This window comes from Stenotrophomonas sp. YJH_SMC_27, assembly GCF_059369815.1.
Genome location: NZ_JCAFTA010000004.1, coordinates 86944 through 107182 on the forward strand (window position 1 = coordinate 86944; position 20239 = coordinate 107182).

Sequence of the window (20239 nt, forward strand, 5' to 3'; positions counted from 1 at the left end):
CTTCGGAGTAGTCCCGATGTTCCTGCGCGTGTCCCTGCTGATCCCCCTGCTGCTGTGCGCGCCGCTCGCGTACGCACAGGATGCCTCCGAACTGGCGGCGATGTCCTCGCCGTGGAGCGGCAGTGGCGGCGAGCTCGGCTTCGCTTCGGCACGCGGCAACAGCAGCACCGAGAGCTTCAACGGCCGCCTGCGCCTTCGCTACACCGACGGCGACTGGGTTCACAGCATGGACCTGGCCGGCCTGCGCTCCAGCTCCAAGGTGACCGAGACCCGCGATGACGGCACCACCACCCGCCGCAACAACACCACGGCCAATCGCTACACCGGCAGTGCCGGCAGCGCGCTGCAGCTGGGCGAGCACCGCCAGCTGACGGCCACGGTGCGTACCGAGCGCGACGACTTCGCCACCTACGACCGCCAGAGCTCGTTCGGCCTGGGTTACGGCACCCGCCTGTGGAACACCGAGCGCTTCTCGTTCGACGCGCAGATCGGTCCCGGTGTGCGCCGCACCCACAGCACCGAGGACGACCGCACCCGCACCGGCATGATCGGCCGCGGCCTGTTCGACATGAAGTACTCGCTGACCGACAACACCGACCTGGTCAACACGCTGCTGGTCGAATCCGGTTCGTACAACACCTTCGGCCAGAACGACTTCGGCGTGTCGGTGAGCATGAACGAGCACTTGGCGCTGAAGGCCGGCTGGCAGGCGCGTTACAACAGCGACGTCGCTGTCGACAAGCGCAAGACCGATACGCTGACCACGATGAACGTGGTCTACAAGTTCAAATAAGCAGAACGGGCGCCGGGGCGCCCGTTTCGTTTTTGTAGAGTCGAGCCATGCTCGACTTGAGCGCGAAGCCCGGGATTTTCCCGGCGAAGAGCAGCCGAGCATGGCTCGGCTCTACAGACATCGGGGCTCAGGCGTTCAGCAGTTCGCCGGCGCCATCGTCCAGCAGCATGTTCGCCACGCGCTGGCCCAGCGCTTCCGGGGCATTGGCCGGGCCCACCGCCTCGGCACGCACCGCACGGCCATCGCTGGCGCTGCCAACCAGCCCCTGCAGGTGCAGGTCGTCGCCCTGCCACTGCGCGATGGCCGCCACCGGCACATGGCAGCTGCCATGCAGCGCACGGTTCATTGCCCGCTCGGCTTCCACGCAGGCACGGGTAGCCGCGTCATCAAGCTGGCCGAACAGCGCCCTCAGGTGCGCATTGCCGCCATCGCACTCCACCGCCACCGCGCCCTGCGCCGGGGCCGGCAACCACTGCGGCGGTTGCAGGCGCGCGACGATGCGCTCACCCAGGCCCAGGCGCTCCAGGCCGGCCACGGCCAGCACGATGGCGTCGTAGCCGCCGTTGTCGAGCTTGGCCAGGCGGGTGTTGACGTTACCGCGCAGGTCGAGCAGCTCCAGGTCCGGGCGCAGCGCGCGCAGCTGGGCCTGGCGGCGCAGCGACGAGGTACCGACCCGCGCGCCGATCGGCAGCGCGTCCAGCGAGGCGTACAGGTTGGAGACGAAGCCATCGGCCGGATCGTGTCGGGGCAGGATTGCCGGCAGCGCGAACGGCTCGTCCAGTTCCATCGGCACGTCCTTCAAAGAATGCACGGCGCAGTCGGCCTCACCGCGCAGCATGGCCAGCTCCAGTTCCTTCAGGAACAGGCCCTTGCCACCGATCGCGGCCAGCGAGCGGTCGAGCACCTCGTCACCGCGGGTGCTCATCGGCACCAGTTCCACATGCAGGCCGGGATGGGCCTGGCGCAGGCGGTCAGCGACGTGTTCGCTCTGCCAGAGGGCGAGCGGGCTCTTGCGGGTGGCGATGCGGACGGTTTCCATCCGGTCATTATCGCGCCTTCGGCGCGGATACGGCCAACGGCGGAGCCCCTCGTGGCTGGCGGAGGGGTCGTGAAAGCAACAGCCGCGCTTGGCCGGTCGGGGTGGGGTGGCGGGACCGTTGGCGCCATGGGCGCGAGGCATGCCTCGGGCGGGTTGGGCAGGACGCCCAACCCCGGTCTTGCCGTGTGCGCAGGACAGCGCACACGAGCAAGGCGCCATCGAGCTTACAGGGATGTACTTGCAGCGTGTCCCGCCACCCCACCTCGGCCCGACCCAGTACGTAGCACCAACGAGCCGACCAACCCGCCGTTGCTGTTGCTGTTGCTGTTGATTTCACAGCAGTCGCGGCCGCAGGCCGCGCGGAAACCTCACAGATGCCGCAGTTCCTGCTTCAGCGTCGCCACGCAGCGGCGGCTGACTTCCAGCGGTTGCTTGCCATGGCGCAGCATCGCCTGCACCTGGCCGCCCGTGCCACGACGCAGCTCCACCAGCTCATGGCGTGCCACCAGGCAGTTGCGATGGATGCGGATGAAGCGGCTGGCGAACTCCTCTTCCAGCGACTTCAGTGACTCTTCGATCAAGTCTTCTCCACGTGCGTGGTGCACCACCACGTACTTCTCTTCGGCCTGCAGGTAGTGGATGTCGTCCAGCGGAATCAGCCGCAGGCTGCCGCGCAGGCGTGCGCACAGCATGCTCCGTGCCTGTTGCCCACGATGGTCCTGCGGCTGGCCATCACGGCCGGCCAGGAACGTGCGTGCGCGTGCAATCGCCGCCGCCAGGCGTTCGGCGCGCACTGGTTTCATCAGATAGTCGATCGCCGCAGCCTCGAACGCCGACAGCGCATGCGCATCGTAGGCGGTGCAGAACACCACCGCCGGCCGGGGTTCGAAGCTGGCCAGATGACGGGCCGCTTCCAGGCCATCCAGCCCGGGCATGGCGATATCCAGAAGGACCAGGTCCGGCTGCAGCTCCGCGCACGCGTGCAGGGCCTGCTCGCCGTTACCGGCCTCGGCCACCACGACCACGCCGTCCTGCGCGGACAACAGGCTGCGCAGGCGCTCGCGCGCCAGCGGTTCGTCATCGGCGATGACTACCCTCACGATCGCTCCCTCACTGGATCGGCACTGTCACCTGGCAGGCATAGTAGCCCTCGCTCCAGCCAGCCGTCATCCGCGCGGCGCTGCCGAAACGCCAGGCCAGCCGATGGCCGATGCTGTGCTGGGCATGGCCGGCACCGCGCGCCAGGGCCAGTCCGGGCGCCTGCGGGTCGGGCGCCGGGTTGCGCACGCGGATCTGCAGCTCGTTGCCCTCGCGCACCAGCTGCAGCTCGATGGTGCCGCCCTCGGGCAGCCGCGAGATGCCATGCAGCACGGCGTTCTCCACCAGCGGCTGCAGTACCAGGCGAGGCAGGGGAAGATTCCAGGGCAGCGGCTCATCGCGCAGCCAGCGCACCTGCAGACGCTCGCCCAGGCGCAGTGATTCAATCGACAGGTAGCGCTCGGCCAGCTCGCATTCGTCACGCAGGGTGGAATCGCCCTCGCCCGCGCCTAGGGCAGCACGGAACAGATCGGACAGGTCCAGCACCGCACGCTCGGCCACCGCCGGATCGCGATGCAGCAGGCTGGCGATCAGGTTCATGCTGTTGAACAGGAAATGGGGGCGGATCCGCGCCTGCAGCGCATCGGCCTGTGCGCGTGCGTTGGCCTGCACCTGCGCGGCCCAGCGGTCACTCACGTAGAAATAGCGCAGGGCCAGCGCGGTGATCAGCGCGGTGGTGGCCGCGCTGCCCAGCGTGAAGCGCCAGAAGCTGATGCCGCGGGCGAAGTTGTCGCCCAGCACCGCGTACAGCGCATGCACGATGCCGGCGCAGATCACCGCGATCAGTGTCGCCAGTGCGATGGCCGCCACAGCCCCCAGCACCTGCGGCAGCCTCGACAGCGCCTGCCGCAGCAGGCACAGGCTGGCGGTCACCGCCAGCGCAAGCCACAACGCGAAGCCGCTGGCCGACAGCAGTTCGCCAAAGGTCCAGTGACGGCTACCGTCGGGCGCCAGCGCCAGTACCACCACCACCAGCTCGGCCAGGCCGAGCATCGCCGCCAGCCGCGGCAGGCGGCACAGTTCCGGCATCCACGGCGGGGCGCTGGCCGGTGACATGGCTCAGGCAGCGCCCAGGCGTTCCTGCAACCAGTCACCCAGCGCCTGGATTTCTTCGGCGCAGACCTGGTGGGCCATCGGATAGCTATGCCACTCCACCTCCAGGCCCATCGCCTGCAGGGCCTGCGCGCTGTGTACGGCCACCGCCTGCGGAATCACCGGGTCGCTGCTGCCATGGGCCATGAACACCGGCACCTGCACCGCACCGTCAGCGCGCTTGGCGCTCTCGGCCTCGGGCAGGTAGGTGGACAGTGCAATCAGGCCGGCCAGTGGCGCCGTGCGTGACAGTGCGGCGGTCAGGATGATCGCCCCACCCTGCGAGAAACCGGCCAGGAAGATCTTCTCCGGAGCGATGCCGCGCTCGATCTCACGCGCGATCAGCGCATCCAGCTGCAGTACCGAGTCCTGCACGCCGGCCATGTCGGCGCGCGAGCGGAAATCCATGCCGACGATGTCGTACCAGCCGCGCATCGGCACGCCGTTGTTGATCGTGATCGGCCGCACCGGCGCATGCGGGAACACGAAGCGCAGCGCTGGCCAGTGCGGACGCACCAGCTCCGGCACGATCGGCGCGAAGTCGTGACCGTCGGCGCCAAGGCCGTGCAGCCAGATCACCGACCACTGCGGCGAGGCGCCGGTTTCCTGTTCCACCGTTTGCAGCATGATGTGGCTCCTTCAAGTTCGAGCCGCATTATGCCGCTGCCGCAGGGCGATCAGTACAGCGGCGGTTGTTCGGCCGCTTCCCGGCGCAGCTGTGCAGCGCGTACCAGCACCGGCGGCGGGATGTTCTCTTCGGGGATATCGAGCAGGCCAAGCCGATGCAGGAAGGTACCCGGCCCGCGCGATGACGTCAGCGCCACCACCGGGACCGCCAGCACCATGCCGATCACCACCGGCGCCATCCACGCGGCCAGCGACGGCGATACGGCCCAGGCCAGCACGCCCATGAAGGCACCGAATACGCCGAGGCCGCCATAGCCGCGGATCAGCGCCAGCCACGAGATACCACCGTCGTCACGCTGCTGCGCGTCCCAGCCGGAATCGCGCCCGGACAGCACTTCGGCGACGCCGCGCGACTGCACGTACATCACCACCGGCGCCATCAGCGCGGCCAGTACGGTTTCCACCAGCATCGAAACGAACGCGCGGATCGCGCCACCACAGCCACGACGGTCGACCGGCTCCAGAAGCATTGCCAGGTACCCCAGCACCTTGGGCAGCAGCAGCACGGCCATGGTGGCAGCGAACAGGCGAACCACCTGTTCTTCGTCCTGTGCGCGCCAGTAAACGCTGGGCGACAGGTGCAGCAGGGCGTTGAAATCAATGCCTTCCTGGAACAATGGAATGGCGATGCCGATCAGCATCAGCATCGCCCACATCGGCGCGGTGAAGTAATGGCCGATACCGATCAGCATGTGCGTGCGGCTGATCCAGTGCAGGCCACGGCTGCCGACCACCTTGCCGTGTTGCAGGTTGCCCTGGCACCAGCGGCGGTCGCGCACCAGCAGGTCAGTCAGTGTCGGAGGGCCTTCCTCGTAGCTGCCACCCAGGTAGGGCACCATGTGCGCGGCCCAGCCACCACGCCGCATCAGCGCCGCTTCGACGAAGTCATGGCTGAGCACATGGCCGCCGAACGGCTTGCGTCCTGGTAGCGCTGGCAGGCCGGCGTGGTCTGCGAAGGCGCGGGTGCGGATGATGGCATTGTGGCCCCAATAGTTGCTCTCGGCGCCATGCCACCAGGCCACGCCACGCGCAATCACCGGCCCGTACACGCGGCCACCGAACTGCTGCATGCGCGCGAACAGGGTACGGCCACCGATCACCGACGGCAGGGTCTGGATCAGGCCGACGTCGGCGTTGTGTTCCATGCCGGCCACCAGGCGCACGATGCTGTCGCCGGTCATCAGGCTGTCGGCGTCCAGGATCAGCATCTGCGGGTAGGCGCCGCCGAAGCGGCGCACCCAGTCGGCGATGTTGCCGGCCTTGCGCCCACTGTTGTCGCCACGGCGGCGGTAGAACAGCCGCACCCGGCCATCAGGTACACGCTCGCGCAGTTCGGCAAACACCTGTTCCTCGGCACCGGCGATGTCCTCGCGGCGGGTGTCGCTGAGCACGAAGAAGTCGAAGCGGTCGAGCTGGCCGGTGGCCGCCACCGACTCGTAGATCGCCTGCAGGCCCGCCAGCAGGCGGCGCGGGTCTTCGTTGTAGGTTGGCATCAGCAGCGCGGTGCGGCTGTGTACCGTAGGCAGCGGCTTGTCCGGATCGATGCCCAGCCGGTAACCCCGGTCGAACACCGCCGTCAGGAAGCCGGCCACGGCACTGGCGAACGACAGCGCAATCCAGGCGAACAGGCCGACGAACAGCACCAGCAGGCAGGCTTCAAGCACGCTGATGCCGTTGGCCGACAGCACCCGCCACATCATCCGGGTAGCGATGGCGGTCATCGCCAGCGTGCCGCCGAAGATGTAGAACCGGCGCAGGCCGATCAGCCGCGGCGAGGTGCGGTGGCGTCGAACCTTCAGATGGCCCTCGCGCAGGGTCTGCTCGGGCATCTGCAACGGCGATTCCACCGGCAGCAGCGCCCAGCCGGCATCAAGCCGGGGCGTATCCGCTTCCGCATGGATGGTCTGCACCCCCATTGCCGCCTACTCCGCGCGGTCGGCACGGCCGGCCATCCCGGCCGGGCTGCATGCATCAAGGTTCCCGGCGCGCTTTCCCGGCGCCCGCACTTGTCCTGGCTGCGTCGGCCTCACGCCGCGCAGTCGCTGTCTGTCACTACCGGAACCCACACGATCTCCAACAGGGCGGAATCGAAAATGCGGCCCAGTCTAGGGCGCCGGATGTAAGCCGGGTGCGAAGGCCTACGCCGGGATTTATCCCCATTCAGCAAACAGCAGGCGAGTCTGGCAGCCAGGTATCGGATGTCACCTCGTCGCCTCCTGTGCTGGATCGTAACAAATGCGAACGGTTATCATTTCATTAACCAGGCAGGTTACCGTCGTCCGCACGGTCAAAACCCACCCAGCTGCGCCGGTTCCAGCCCCGGCGCCGTATGACCCATGGAAGGGAGCTGCCCGCTGTCTGCGTGCGCCTGCTGCCTCCATCGGGTCTCCCTCCTCCGATGGAAGCCATCATGCCCCTGTCCCGTTCCCGTTCCCGTCCCGCGCGCCCGCCGCGCACCCGCTTGGCCAGCGCCCTGGCCGCCGCCTGCCTGCTTGGCCTGCCCGGCATGGCTGCCGCAGAGGCCAGCGCCGATGCCTCCACCACGAATCTGGATACCGTGGTGGTTACCGCCTCGGGCAACCAGCAATGGATCAAGGATGCCCCGGCCAGCATCAGCGTAATCAGCCGCGAGGACATCGAACGTCAGCCGGTGCACGACCTGGCCACCCTGCTCAGCCGTGTGCCGGGCGTGACCGGTGGCCTCAGCGCGGTCGGCGAGCAGTCCAAGATCAAGCTGCGCGGCATGCCGTCGAACTACACGCTGGTGCTGGTGGACGGCAAGCGCATGGGCAGCTCGGCGTCGACCAACTACCGCCCCGACCTCGGCCGTCAGGATCTGAACTGGATCTCGCCGGAGCAGATCGAACGCATCGAAGTGGTGCGCGGGCCGATGTCGTCGCTGTATGGCTCCGATGCCATGGGCGGGGTGATCAACATCATCACCAAGCGCATCGGTGATGACTGGAGCGGCAGCGCCACCCACAGCTACACCCGCCCCGCTGACGGCAAGCGCGGCGATACCCAGCAGATCGGCGCAACGTTCTCCGGCCCGCTCGGCGAGCGCTTTGGCCTGCGCATCGGCGCCAACAGCATGCGCCGCGATTCGGACCGCTCCAACGGCGGTGTCTACGGCAATGCCTATGCGGGCGAGAAGGACCGCAATGTCGACGCGCTGCTGCAGTGGAACCTGAGCGACGCACAGGCGCTGTCGCTGGAAGCCGGCCATGGCGTGCAGCAGGCCTTCATCGATGCGTCGCTGGAAAAGCAGGATGAAAGCGCGTGGGGTGCCAGTGAGCTCAAACGCAGCTCGCTGGCGCTCAACCACGATGGCAAGTGGAGCTTCGGCAATTCGAAGATCAGTGCGTACTGGACCGAGTACAGGAACAACATCGGTGCTACCGGCCGTTCCGAAGCAACAGATACGATCATCGAGGGCAACCTGACCACGCCGTTCACCCTCGGCGTTGAACACCAGTTTGCCGTGGGCGGCCAGTGGAAGCGCCAGGAACTGACCAACACCGATACCATCGGCCGCGCGCCGATCGACTATGCCGGCAATGCCGTCAGCGGTTCCGATCTGGAAGTGGATACCTGGGCCCTGTTCGTAGAAGACGGACTGAAGCTGCACCGCACCCTGGCACTGACCCTGGGCGCGCGCCTGGACCACCATGAGAAGTTCGGTGGCCACGTCAGCCCGCGCGCCTACCTGGTCTGGCATCCGGCCGAGCAATGGACCATCCGCGGTGGCGTTTCCAAGGGCTTCCGCGCGCCCAGCCTGACCGAGAACTCGCCCAGCGCCGCCACCCAGTCCGGGGGCCGTGGCTGCACCTCGCTGATCCCGCTGGGCTATACCCGTGGCGGCTGCTACATGGCCGGAAACCCGGACCTGGACCCGGAAACCAGCACCAACCGCGAGATCGGCATCAGCTTTGGCAACGACCTGGTCGATGCCGGCCTGACCTACTTCCACACCGACTTCAGGAACAAGATCGAGTACGCACCGCTGGGCAGGTTCAACGGCATCTGGTGGACACGGATGAGCAACGTGCAGCGCGCACGCACCAGCGGCATGGAAGGCAACCTCAATTTCCGCTTCGGCGAGCACTGGCGCTGGCGCACCTCGGCAACCTGGATGAAGGAAGCCAGGAACCTGACTACCGGCCGCAACCTGATCGATACGCCGGAATTCTCCGGCTATTCGTCGCTGGACTGGACGCCCAACACGGTGTTTTCCAGCAGCCTGTCGGCGCAGTACACCGGCAGGCAGACCGGCACGGCGACGACCTTCCTCAAGGCCTACACGCTGTATGACCTGACCGCAGTGCTTAACGTCAACGAGGTGCTGGCCCTGCGCGGTGGCATCAGCAACCTGGCCGACAAGACGCTGTATGCCGAAGGCTCCACCGACTACTTCGTCGCTGGGCGCAGCTACTTCCTCAGCATGACCGCACGGTTCTGAGCCGCGCGCGCGCCGTGATCGCGCTGGCGTGATGCCCGCGCGATCAACGGTGGCGGATTACTCGCTTTCCAGCGCGGCCGGCGCCGCGTCCCGCGTGGCGGCCGTGCGCGCACGGTCCATCGCCACCGCCAGTTGCTGGCGCGCGAGCAGTTGTTGTGCCTGCACCACTTCAGGTGTCGGCAGGAGCACCGGCCCCGGTGCGTTTTCCGGTGTAGCAGCTGTGGTCATGCAACCTCCATGGACATCCCGCCGCCGCCGGGGTCAACCGCGGCGGCAGCGGAACTGCGCACCCTAACCTAAAAACAAGGCGGGCGGGTGACGGTGCGGCGCCAGGCCGCAGCCGTCGGAACAAGGCAGGCGTCACATTTTTGACGGCAGCGCTTGGATCCTGAATAGGACTTGTCCTATCATGAAAACGTTTTCTCACAGGGATGTTTCCCCAATGAATACCACTGACCTGTCCCAGTTCAGCCCGAAGTGGCAGTTCCGCTTCAACTTCTTCCGCCAGCACGGCGCCCCCAAGAACCCCGGCTTCAAGCAGGCCTGGAAGGCGCTGTCCTTTGGTGACCGCCTGAAGATCAACCTGAACTTCTTCGCGCTGTTCTTCGGCGCCATCTACCTGCTGATCCTTGGCATGTGGCGCAAGGCACTGGTGGTGATCGGCATCAACATCGTACTGGCCATCATCACCATGTTCCTTCCCGACGTTGTCGGGCGCATGCTGTTCATCGCCATGAACCTGCTGGTCGCCTCCAGCACCAACTACAGCTACTACCTGGAGAAGGTGGAAGGGCGCACCAGCTGGAACCCGTTTGAAGGCATGTTCTGAGCCATCAGACCTGCGCAGGGATGCGCGGCAAGGATGCAAGCGACGCCCGGCCCCCGCCGGGCGTCTTCGTTCTCTGGCTCAGGCCGCGCGGCGTGCCGTGGCCATCGGCCCGGCCTGCAGGCGGAAGCGCGACACCGCCACCGCCAGCTGCTCGGCCTGCTCCTCCATCGCGCGGGCTGCTGCACTGGCTTCCTCCACCAGTGCAGCATTCTGCTGGGTGGTTTCGTCCATCTGCACCACGGTCTGGTTGACCTGCTCGATGCCGGCCGACTGTTCGCGCGAGGCGGCCGAGATCTCGGCCATGATCTCATTGACGCGGCCGACCTGACCGACGATGTCCTGCATGGTGCGTCCGGCACCGTGCACCAGCTGCGCACCGGCTCCGACCTGTGCCACCGAAGCGTCGATCAGCTCCTTGATCTCCTTGGCGGCACCCGCTGAGCGCTGCGCCAGCGCACGGACTTCGCTGGCAACCACGGCGAAGCCACGGCCCTGCTCGCCGGCGCGCGCGGCTTCCACCGCCGCGTTCAATGCCAGGATGTTGGTCTGGAACGCAATGCCATCGATCACCGAGATGATCTCGGCGATGCGCTGCGACGAGGCTTCGATCTGCTGCATCGTCTGCACCACCTGGCTGACCACCTCGCCCCCTTCGCTGGCCACGCCCGCTGCGGAACCGGCCAGCATGTTGGCCTGCAGCGCGTGGTCGGCATTCTGGCGCACGGTGGAGGTCAGTTCCTCCATCGACGCGGCGGTTTCTTCCAGATTGGCGGCCTGCTGTTCGGTGCGGCGCGACAGGTCGCTGTTGCCGGCCGCGATCTCGCCAGCGGCCAGGCGGATGCTGGCCGCCGACTGCTGGATCTGTCCGACGATCTGAGTCAGCTGCTGCACGGTGCTGTTGGCATCGTCGCGCATCACCGCGAACACCCCGTGGAACTCACCCTGCATGCGCGCAGTGAGGTCGCCGGCGGCGATCGCGCGCAGCAGCGTAGACAGTGCAGCCAGGTTGTGGTCGCTGACCTGCATCATTGTGTTCAAGGTCTCCACCATGCGGCGGAAATCATGCTCGAAGCGCAACGCATCACCGCGCACGGCGAAATCACCGGCAGCGGCGGCGGCGGCCAGCTGCTGGATCTGCTCGTTGATCGCAGCCAGGTTGCCCTTGGTGGTTGCCATCGCGGCGGTGAATGCCGCCTTCTCGCCCGGCAGCGCTTCCATGTCCACGCTGAGGTCGCCCACGGCGTAGCGCTGCATCACCTCGACCAGGCGCTGGGTGACCGCATTGCTGGAGGCCACCAGCTGGTTGCTGTCGGCCACCATGCGGCCGTACTCGCCCGGGAACGCCGCAGCATCCATGCGGTAGCTGAGCTCCCCGGCATCGTGGCGGCGCGCCATTTCGGCCTGCGCAGCCATCACTGACTGCAACTGCCCACGCATGCCCTGCATCGCGTCCAGCAGGCGCCCCACTTCGTCGTTGCTGCGCGCCGGCAGCGTGCTGTCCAGCTTGCCGGCGGCGACATCACCGGCCACGCGCACCGCTTCGGCCAACGGGCGGATTGCCAGGCGGCGCAGCAGTACATGGACACCGGCGCTGAGGCTCAGCGCGGCGATCACGCCGACCAGCAGGGTCAGCCACAGCAGCTGGCGTGCCTCAGCCACGATCACCGCGTGCGGCATCACCACGCCCAGGGCAAAACGCTGCGGCGCATCGCCGACCCGCAGCGGTACATACACCCGCACATTGCCGGCCGCATCCGGAGTGAAGGCCTCGAACCGACGGTCGGCGGCAATGTCGGCCAGCATGCTGCGGGTCTGCGCGTCGCTGCGCGGCTTGCCGATCTCGGCGGCATTGGCCGAGGCCAGCACCACACCCTTCGGCGACAGCAGTTCGACACGACCGGCCCCCATCGGCTTCAGCGTGGCCAGGTGCTTCTGCAACGCCGCCAGCGAGAAGTCCACGGTGAACACGCCCAGGAATCTGCCGTTCTCGATGATCGGCGTGCTCAGGGTGCTCATGAGCACCTTCTGGCCGGCGATGTCATAGGCGTAGGGTTCGCTGACCTTGGGCAGCTTGTCACGGCTGGGCCCCATGTACCAGTCGCCCGATCCGCTGGCGGTCTCGGTGTAATCGGTCATCACCGACTGCTGCGGCTTGCCGTCCTGCCAGGCCCAGTAGCTCATGTAACGGCCGGTGGCATCGTGAGCTTCGCTATTGACGAACTCCGCATCCTTGCCGTCGAAGGCATCGGCCTCCCACATGGTGCTCTTGCCGAGCCATTGCGGATGAGCACGCAGCTGTTCGCCGAGCACCGCCGCCAGGCTGGCGCGGTCGGGCACGTCGCCACGGGCACGCTGGGCCAGCACGCTTTCAACCATGGCATCGTTGCTGGCAAAGGCGGTGCCCAGGTCAGCCGCCACCTGGCGCGCCTCGGCGTTGGCCTCGCTGGTCATGGTCTGGCGCGAGGCGCTGATCAGACTGGCGCTGGCCTGCCGGTAGATCAGGAACGCGGTCAGGCCGAAGCACAGCAGCGCGATCACAGCGGTGCCCAGCATCAGCTTGTGGGCGATGCTGCCCGGGCGTTGGGCAGTGGCGGAGCGGGAAGAAGGCATGGGAGGGTCCGCAAGGCAATTCAGGACGACCGGCGTCACGAGGACACCGCGCAGGCGCGCGATCCGTCGCGCAGGCCACCGGCCGCCGGGCCGCGCCCGGTGCACGAGGCACACCGGGTTTAGCGGCCGGCCGCCATCGAGATTGAGGCCAGCGGCCTGCACATTCCTGAACCTGCTCAGGGTGGGCTCGGTGCCCCGCCCCCTGCGACCATCTCATTCGGCGACCCGATCCTTGATCCACTCCGCCCTTGGCAGCACCTCAATGCTGCCGGCGGCGTACTGCTGCAGCACGTCGTCCGGGCCGAAGCGCGGCTGCCAGCCCAGCACGCTGCGCAGGCGGGCACTGTCGTAGACGCGATCGATGCTCAACGGCAGCGGCCAGCCCCGTCGTTCGAACTCGGCCAGCAGCTGTGGCGCGCGGCGTGCCAGCACGCTGCGCGGGTGGGTGGCCAGCTCCAGGCAATCCTCACGCCGGAACGGCGTTGGAGCGCACGCGATGTAACGCGCGAAAGCGGCACCTTCGTCCAGCAGCAGTGCAGCATGCGCGCTGGCTACATCACGTGCGTCGATACCGCGGTGCAGGCGGAACATCGCCATGCGTTCGGGCGGCTCGGGGAAGCAGCGGGCCATACGCAGCACGCGCACGCTGAAGGCCGGCGCCGCAGCGGCTTCGGCCAGTGCTTCGGCCTGCAGCTTGGTGCGGTGGTAGATCGTGCGCGGCAACGGCTCGGTGTCTTCATCGATCCAACGGCAGCCACCGGCGACCACGGCGTGGCCGTACAGCGCGGTTGTACTGGTCAGCACGAATCGCCGCGCCCCGGCTTCGCGTGCGGCCTGCAGCAGGTGCGCGGTCGCCTCCACGTTGATCTGGTGGAACACCCCGTCCGGCACCAGGCCGACGTGGGGTGCGTGCAGGGCGGCGGTATGGATCACCGCGTCAACGCCCTGCACCGCCCGTGCGACAGCCTGGTGATCGGTGACATCGGCAATGATGCGGGTGGTGGCGAATGGGCTGCGATCCAGCCCCACCACTTCGTGGGAGGCCGCCAATGCGCCGAAGATCGCGCGCCCGATCCGCCCGGAACTGCCGGTCAGCAGAATCTTCATTGAGTCCATTCACTCGAAGCGCCCGGGAACTACCGGGATGCCTCGATTCTAGGCACGCTGCATGTCGTCTGCGATAGGGCGCAATTGCAATTGTGCGTTCATTCCCGCGAGGCCGATCGGGCCAGCAGCTGCCGCGCGACGAACAGCGGATCGTCACCGCCTACCGCGTCGGGCGTGACACCGGTGCGTTCCCAGTTGGTTCCGGTATGTAGATTGATCGGCTGCCGATCGGGAATGCTGATCTGATAGCCATCCGGCAGCAGCACAGGATCATCGACCATGTGTGCAGCGCCGCCGCTGCGCGTGCCGACAATGCGTGCACGGCCCAGCGCCTGCAGCGAGTAGGCGACGAACTCGGCAGCCGACGCGGTGCGGCGATCGATCAGCACGACCAGCGGCTTCAGGTAAGTGGGCAGGCTTGCCGGCGGCAGTGGTACCAGCGTGCGCCGCCCGCGCTGGTCCAACTGCTGCACCGCGTCGATCTTCGCGTCCAACAGCGTGCGCACCAGCAGGTCGGCACTGCCGTCATCCCCGCCGCCGTTCTGGCGCACATCCAGCACCAGGCCATCGGTGTCGGCCAGCAGCTCGAGGGCGGCGGCGAGTTTCGGCCGGGCCAGATCCAGCGGATAGAATGTACTCAGCCGCAGGTAACCGATGTTGCCCTCCAGCACCCGTACCTCGCGCACGCCAGCGCCATTGCTGCGCGCATCCGCGCGCCATGCCATCAGCCAGTCGTCCTGGCCGGCCGTTGCGTCCACGCGCTCTACATGGAAGTGGCCATCGAACGTGTCCAGGTCCTGGTTCAGGCGTGCGCTGAAAGCCTTCGGATCCGAGCAGCTGTCCACATAGCGCTGCTGGGTGGACCAGCCGCGCACGGCTTCGGCAATGCGTGCGCCTTCGGCCGCATCCAGGTACTGCGCCTCTATCGCCGTGGCCGCTGCCTGCAGCACGGCGTCCTGCGCCGGGCAGGCGGCCGCCAGCAACGCGCCAAGCATCCACGAAACCGTCATGATCGCCTCCGTCGCCTTGATGATATATAAGTGCTTATATATCATTGTCATCATGGATCTCCAACGTGCAACTCTGGGAACGCTGCTGCGTGCCCTGCTCGACCAGCTCGACCCGGCGGTCGAGCAGGCCTACCGGGATCTGCAACTGGACTACCGGCCGCGCTACACCCCGGTGCTGCGCACGCTGATGGTGCAGGGCCCCTGCCGCATCAAGGATCTGGCACTGGCCTGCGGGCTCAGCCACTCCGCGCTCAGCCAGACGGTTTCAGCGATGGTGCGCGACGGCTGGCTGCACGCTGCGGTGGGCGAGGACAGCCGCGAACGCATCCTGCAGTTGAGCCCGCACGCCCTGCAGGCATTGCCGGCGCTGCAGGCGCAGTGGCAGGCTACGGCGCTAGCGGCCCGCAGTCTCGACGCCGATCTTGGACAGTCGTTGGAACAGGTGCTGCGTGAGGCATTGAAGGTGCTGGAGCAACGACCGTTCGCGCAACGCCTGCGCGACGCCCGCCTGCGCTGATGCAGTGCGTCGGCGACACCCCGCGTGTTCGCCGGTGGTGGTGGTCCTGGCATTCGCCTGAATGGCGGACTCATCAACCACGTGCGCATGCCGGGTGAAGACCACGGCGGGGATGGCGACCTCGGCTTAGCACGCACTGGCCAAGCATTGGCGCTGTCGCCGACCACGGCGCCGCCCATGCAGAAGGATACTTCCCATGACTGAGCAGAATCACCGCTCCAACCGGGGCTTCGCCTCGATGGACCAGGCCAAGCAGCGCGCGATCGCTGCCAAAGGCGGACGTGCGGCGCATGCCTCCGGCAATGCGCATGAGTTCAGCCGCGATGAGGCACGTGCGGCAGGCCGCAAGGGCGGCGAGGCGATCAGCCGTGATCGGCAGCACATGGCCGCGATCGGGCGCGAGGGTGGGCACGCGCGCCACGCCAACGCGCGCCAGCAGCAGCAGCAGCAGATCGAGCATGGTGGAGAGGCTCCGCACCGCCAGCAGAAGTGATCATCACGCGGCCAGGCCGTTTCCCGTCGGCGGTGCCATCCTGCAGCCACAAGCTGGGCCAGGGTACCGGCCGATGCCATCGCCCAGCCGACGCCGACGGCCGTGCCACTGCGGTACCACGTAAGCATCCGCGGCGCGGCGTGCATTGCGCCCGGTTGCGCGATGAGCGCACGCGCGTGTCCTGCCAGCCCCTGTGATGTCGATTGCCACGCAGGGTCGGCCTGCCACGGGGCAGCAGGCGGCGTCGGAAACGTCCTGCTCAGGTGTGCACGAGGATGTTCAACAGCCGCCCGAATGGATCGCGGACAAAGAAGCGGCGCACGCCCCAGGGTTCATCGACCGGCCCATACTCCAGCGCGATGGCGGCCTTACGCATGCGCTCCAGCACCTGCTGCAGGTCGTCCACCTCGATCGACAGGTCCGGCACCGCGGCGCCGGAACCGCCTTCACTGGCAAAGCTGACCTGCGCCAGCGCACTGCCCTGCCCGCCATGGGTGACGATCCAGCCATGGTCCATCACCACGGGCATGCCAAGCAGCTCGCCATAGAAGGCAGCGGCCCGTTCCGGCTCAGCCGTGGCGATGTTGGCGACGACGCGTTTGACGGCCATGGCATGCTTCCGTTGGACAGGGCCCATCCAGACTGCCCGACCTTCCACGGAAACAGAAGAGCCCCGTCAGTGACGGGGCTCCCACACGGCTCAATCGGCGCGACTCACACGCCCATGCACAGATCGACCACGCAGGTATTGTACGCCTGCTGGCATTCCCCAGCGTCGGCCCCACTGGCCAGGCACATCTGGTAGGCCCGCCAGCAGGGCGCGTCGCAAGGCTCGACAGGGCCCGCCACCGCCACCGAACCGGTACACGCCAGCGCGAACAGCGCCGCCACGATCACTTTCCTGACAGTACGCATCACCATCACTCCCTGATAAGCCTGGTGAGCCCAGGCCGGCTCACGGTAGCGGGGGAGCCGCGAGGCAACGTGAACACCGGCGTCACGCCACCTTAATACGTTCATAAAAATTCCTTCACACTACTGGGGGTGATTGGCGCGCTGCGGGGTTAACGGCGTTGTTGTCCGTCAACCAAGGAATGTTGTCCGATGAATCACCCGCAGCACGGCTGTTCGTCCCACTCCCGCTTCCCGCTGCACAGCCGCCTGGCGTTGGCCGTGGCCAGTTCGCTGTTGCTGGCTGCAGCGCTTCCCGCCATGGCCAGCGAGTCACTCGACGCTTGGCAGCAGCAGCGCCAACTGCAGGCGGCATGGGCGCAGCCCACGTCGATGGCGAGCGCGTCGGCCGGCGCCAACGCAGCGGCCGCAACACCCGCGGCAGCAGCCAGCAGCACGTCGCTCCTCGGTAACGCAGGTGATCCGGCCAGTTGGCGCACGGAGGAATTCAACGCCGACTGGGGCCTGGCGGCGACCCACGCCGACGACGCCTATGCGCGTGGCCTGACGGGCACCGGCATCCGCCTTGGCGTGTTCGACAGTGGCACCGGCCTGGACCATCCGAAATTCGCTGGCAAGAACCATCGCAGCATCCACATCGCCGACGTGCTGGCCGATGGCACGCGCTGCACCAACACTGCACAGCTCACTGGCCCCGGCGCCTGCTTCTCAAGTGACGGCGACGACGTGCAGGTCAGCTACGTCGGGTTCAACGCAAACGTCCCGCAGAACATCCGCGATCTGATCCTGGCGGGGCCCTATGTACAGCCCGGTATCGGCTACGAAGTGCACGGCACCCATGTTGCCGGCACCATCGCTGCCAACCGTGATGGCAACGGCATGCATGGCGTGGCCTTCGGCGCCGATCTCAGTGTGGCCCGCCTGTTCTTCAACAGCGCCAGCGAATGGCAGCGTACGGCGACCGGGTATTCGGTAGTCTCGCTGGGCAGCGTCGGGCCGGATTCGTCCGCCGTGGTCGACATGTATGCGCAGATGAATGCCCAGGGCGTGCGCGCGGTCAACCACAGCTGGGGCCTGAGCAAGGAACCCGATGCGGTGCTGATGGACCGGATCTACAACGATCCCGATTATCGCGACTACCTTGCCACTTATGCAGACGGATCACGCGCCAGGGGAATGATCCAGGTCTGGGCGGCAGGCAATTCGCCGGCGCGCGGTGCTGCGGCTCCTGTATCGGCCAGCCCGATCGCCGGCATGTACGCCACCCTGCCGCGTGCCTTCGCCGACATCGAAAAATACTGGCTCAGCGTCGTCAACGTTGGACAGGATTTCACCCTCAGCCCGACCTCCAACAAGTGCGGGCTCAGCGCCAACTGGTGCCTGGCGGCCCCGGGTTCCAACATCAACTCCACGGTCTACGGCGATGACTCCGCCGTTGCGGCGTCGTTGGGCGTTGATGCCAACGGCAACCTGTCGCTCGACGTCACCCAGCGCGTGCCAACCTACAGCTACGGGCTGCTCAGCGGCACGTCGATGGCTGCACCGCACGTAACCGGTGCGCTGGGCCTGTTGTTCGAACGCTTCCCCTATCTGGACAGCGCGCAGGTCCGCGACGTGCTGCTGACCACCGCGCGTGATCTTGGCGCACCCGGCATCGACGAGATCTACGGCTGGGGACTGATGGACCTGCGCAAGGCCATCGAAGGCTACGGCTCGCTGCGCGTGGATACCAACGTGGTGATGAACCAGAAGGCCGGTGGCCTGAAGGTGTGGGAAGGCAATGCCTGGGATGACTGGACCAATGACATCGGCGGCCCCGGCAAGCTGACCAAGTCCGGCATCGGCTGGTTGCGCCTGAGCGGTGACAACAGCTTCAACGGCGCGGTACTGCAGGACGGTACGCTGGAACTGAACGGCGCCAACGCGCTTACCGCGGCGGTCGAAGTGCAGGGCGGCCAGTTCCTGCTCAACGGCAGCCTGTTCTCCACCGCACTGACCACTACCGGTGGCGTGAGTACGGTCAGCGCCAGCGCCGTGCTGAAGGACAGCAACCTGAGCGTCAACGGCGGCGTGGTGTCCTTCAACGGCACGCAGACCGGCGGCACCACCACGGTCGGTGCCAACGGCCTGCTGAAGGGTGTCGGTACGCTCGGCACCACCCAAGTCGACGGCATCATCGCGCCCGGCAATTCAATCGGCACGCTGACCATCAACGGTAACTACGTGCAGGGCGCAACCGGCGTCTATGCCGCCGAACTTGCTCCAGGCGGGCGCAGTGACCAGTTGCACGTGACCGGCACCGCCACCCTGGGCGGTACCCTGCTCGCGCTGCCGGAGCCGGGCACCTATTACCTCGGCGAGCAGTTCAATTTCATCCGCGCCGACGGCGGTCTCAACGGGCAGTTCGCGAAGACCGACTTCAGCGCGTTCTCGCCGTTCCTGCAGTTCAGCCTGGCGTACGGCGCCAACGGAGCACGCATCGACGTGGCCCGTGGTGCATCGCTGGCCAGTGCGGCCACTACGCCCAACCAGCATGCGGTTGCGGCGGCGGCCGATGGCCTGGCGATCAACCAGGGCTTGCCCAGGCCGCTGACACAGCTGTTCCCGCAGCAGGTCGGTGCCGTACTCGATGGCCTCAGCGGCGAGCTGCACGCAGCCACCTCGCTGGCGCTGGTGGAAGGCAGCCGTCATGTCCGTGACGCTGCGTTGTCACGCCGTGCCGGCGCAACCGCACCGGGATCCGATACGGGTGACGCCACCGGTGCCTGGGTGCAGGCACTGGGCGGCAACAGCAGGCTGGATGGCAACAGCAACACCGCGCGCACCGATGCCAACAGCAATGGCCTGCTGGTGGGCATCGACCGCGAGTTCGATGGCTGGCAGGTCGGCGTGCTGGCCGGTACCGGCCGCACCGACGTGAAGCAGCTGGAGCGCCGTGCCAAGTCGAAGATCGACAACACGCACGTCGGCGCATATGCCAGCCACGCCTGGGGCGGCTTCGGCCTGCGCGGTGGCGTGGCATGGAGCAAGCACAAGGTGAAGAGCACGCGCGATGTCGGCTTCGCCGGCTTCAGTGACAGCCTGAGCGCGCGCTACAACGCGCATGCGCGCCAAGCGTTCATCGAAGCGGGCTATCGCTTCGGCAACGCGGAAGGCGGGTTGGAGCCCTACCTGCAGGTGGCTCGCGTGGAAGTGGACCTCAAGCAGATCAACGAGCGCGGTGGCGCGGCGGCGCTGCACGGCAAGGTGGACGACACCGGCACCACCACCGCTACCGCAGGGCTGCGCTTCGACAAGGGTCTGAAGGCATCATTCCAGCAGGACAGCTGGCTGCATCTGCGCGGTGGTCTGGGCTATCGCCGCGCCTTCGGAGACCGCAGCCAGGTGGCCAACCTGGCCTTTGCCAACAGCAGCACGTCCTTTGCAGTCGAAGGCGCACCGATTGCCGAGAACGCTGTCGTGGCCGAGCTGGGCCTGTCGGCGTGGCTGACGCCGCGGCAGCAGCTGGAGCTGGGCTACAGCGGCCAGTTCGGCAGTGAAAGCCGCGACCATGGGGCCAGTGCTCGCTGGTCCATCCGCTTCTAAACACGTGT

The 20239-nt window shown here is 67.1% G+C and carries 17 protein-coding genes; 6 read left to right on the forward strand and 11 right to left on the reverse strand.

Features of this window, described 5'->3' with window-relative positions; all coding sequences use genetic code 11:
- Positions 1–16 precede the first annotated feature (16 nt).
- A complete protein-coding gene (locus AC5P7R_RS08150) occupies positions 17–793 on the forward strand; it encodes a DUF481 domain-containing protein (RefSeq protein ID WP_019660743.1) in 777 nt (258 codons plus the stop codon).
- Between the two features lie 127 nt (positions 794–920).
- Here AC5P7R_RS08150 and hemC read toward each other — a convergent pair whose 3' ends face one another.
- The 5 genes from hemC to mdoH form a co-directional block, all read right to left on the reverse strand.
- Complete coding sequence (gene hemC, locus AC5P7R_RS08155) at positions 921–1832, reverse strand: hydroxymethylbilane synthase (RefSeq protein ID WP_111099183.1); 912 nt, start codon at positions 1830–1832, stop codon at positions 921–923.
- Between the two features lie 368 nt (positions 1833–2200).
- On the reverse strand, positions 2201–2932 hold the full coding sequence (locus tag AC5P7R_RS08160) for a LytR/AlgR family response regulator transcription factor (RefSeq protein ID WP_019660745.1): 732 nt from the start codon (positions 2930–2932) through the stop codon (positions 2201–2203).
- A 10-nt stretch (positions 2933–2942) separates the two neighbouring features.
- Entirely contained in the window at positions 2943–3986 is a 1044-nt protein-coding gene (locus AC5P7R_RS08165) for a sensor histidine kinase (RefSeq protein WP_021204095.1), read from the reverse strand.
- A 3-nt stretch (positions 3987–3989) separates the two neighbouring features.
- A complete protein-coding gene (locus AC5P7R_RS08170) occupies positions 3990–4649 on the reverse strand; it encodes an alpha/beta hydrolase (RefSeq protein ID WP_019660747.1) in 660 nt (219 codons plus the stop codon).
- A gap of 50 nt (positions 4650–4699) precedes the next feature.
- Positions 4700–6625, reverse strand: coding sequence for a glucans biosynthesis glucosyltransferase MdoH (mdoH, locus tag AC5P7R_RS08175; protein ID WP_019660748.1), 1926 nt, complete (start codon positions 6623–6625; stop codon positions 4700–4702).
- Between the two features lie 494 nt (positions 6626–7119).
- Between mdoH and AC5P7R_RS08180 the strand changes: the two genes are divergently transcribed.
- Positions 7120–9168 (forward strand): TonB-dependent receptor domain-containing protein, encoded by a 2049-nt coding sequence (locus AC5P7R_RS08180; protein ID WP_227854084.1) that lies wholly within the window; start codon positions 7120–7122, stop codon positions 9166–9168.
- Between the two features lie 57 nt (positions 9169–9225).
- Here the strand turns inward: AC5P7R_RS08180 and AC5P7R_RS08185 are convergent, their stop codons facing one another.
- Positions 9226–9396, reverse strand: a complete 171-nt coding sequence (locus tag AC5P7R_RS08185; RefSeq protein ID WP_021204097.1) for a hypothetical protein — start codon at positions 9394–9396, stop codon at positions 9226–9228.
- Between the two features lie 214 nt (positions 9397–9610).
- On the opposite strand from AC5P7R_RS08185, the gene AC5P7R_RS08190 reads away from it, so the two are divergent.
- A complete protein-coding gene (locus tag AC5P7R_RS08190) occupies positions 9611–9997 on the forward strand; it encodes a DUF2628 domain-containing protein (RefSeq protein ID WP_019660750.1) in 387 nt (128 codons plus the stop codon).
- Positions 9998–10075: 78 nt separating this feature from the next.
- Here the strand turns inward: AC5P7R_RS08190 and AC5P7R_RS08195 are convergent, their stop codons facing one another.
- From AC5P7R_RS08195 to AC5P7R_RS08205, 3 genes are all read right to left on the reverse strand, one after another.
- On the reverse strand, positions 10076–12607 hold the full coding sequence (locus AC5P7R_RS08195; protein ID WP_021204098.1) for a methyl-accepting chemotaxis protein: 2532 nt from the start codon (positions 12605–12607) through the stop codon (positions 10076–10078).
- Between the two features lie 213 nt (positions 12608–12820).
- Positions 12821–13714, reverse strand: coding sequence for an NAD-dependent epimerase/dehydratase family protein (locus AC5P7R_RS08200; protein ID WP_019660752.1), 894 nt, complete (start codon positions 13712–13714; stop codon positions 12821–12823).
- 98 nt (positions 13715–13812) lie between these two features.
- A complete protein-coding gene (locus tag AC5P7R_RS08205) occupies positions 13813–14724 on the reverse strand; it encodes a S41 family peptidase (RefSeq protein ID WP_111101745.1) in 912 nt (303 codons plus the stop codon).
- A 52-nt stretch (positions 14725–14776) separates the two neighbouring features.
- Between AC5P7R_RS08205 and AC5P7R_RS08210 the strand changes: the two genes are divergently transcribed.
- Both AC5P7R_RS08210 and AC5P7R_RS08215 read left to right on the forward strand, forming a co-directional pair.
- Positions 14777–15241, forward strand: a complete 465-nt coding sequence (locus AC5P7R_RS08210; RefSeq protein ID WP_019660754.1) for a MarR family winged helix-turn-helix transcriptional regulator — start codon at positions 14777–14779, stop codon at positions 15239–15241.
- A 196-nt stretch (positions 15242–15437) separates the two neighbouring features.
- Positions 15438–15734 carry a KGG domain-containing protein gene (locus tag AC5P7R_RS08215; RefSeq protein WP_058978718.1) on the forward strand — a complete coding sequence of 99 codons (297 nt, stop codon included), beginning with the start codon at positions 15438–15440 and terminating at the stop codon, positions 15732–15734.
- Positions 15735–15993: 259 nt separating this feature from the next.
- Here the strand turns inward: AC5P7R_RS08215 and AC5P7R_RS08220 are convergent, their stop codons facing one another.
- Positions 15994–16344, reverse strand: coding sequence for a VOC family protein (locus tag AC5P7R_RS08220; RefSeq protein WP_021204101.1), 351 nt, complete (start codon positions 16342–16344; stop codon positions 15994–15996).
- A gap of 104 nt (positions 16345–16448) precedes the next feature.
- Positions 16449–16649, reverse strand: a complete 201-nt coding sequence (locus AC5P7R_RS08225; protein WP_031270690.1) for a hypothetical protein — start codon at positions 16647–16649, stop codon at positions 16449–16451.
- Between the two features lie 189 nt (positions 16650–16838).
- Between AC5P7R_RS08225 and AC5P7R_RS08230 the strand changes: the two genes are divergently transcribed.
- Positions 16839–20231, forward strand: coding sequence for an autotransporter domain-containing protein (locus AC5P7R_RS08230; protein ID WP_495213819.1), 3393 nt, complete (start codon positions 16839–16841; stop codon positions 20229–20231).
- Positions 20232–20239: the final 8 nt, after the last annotated feature.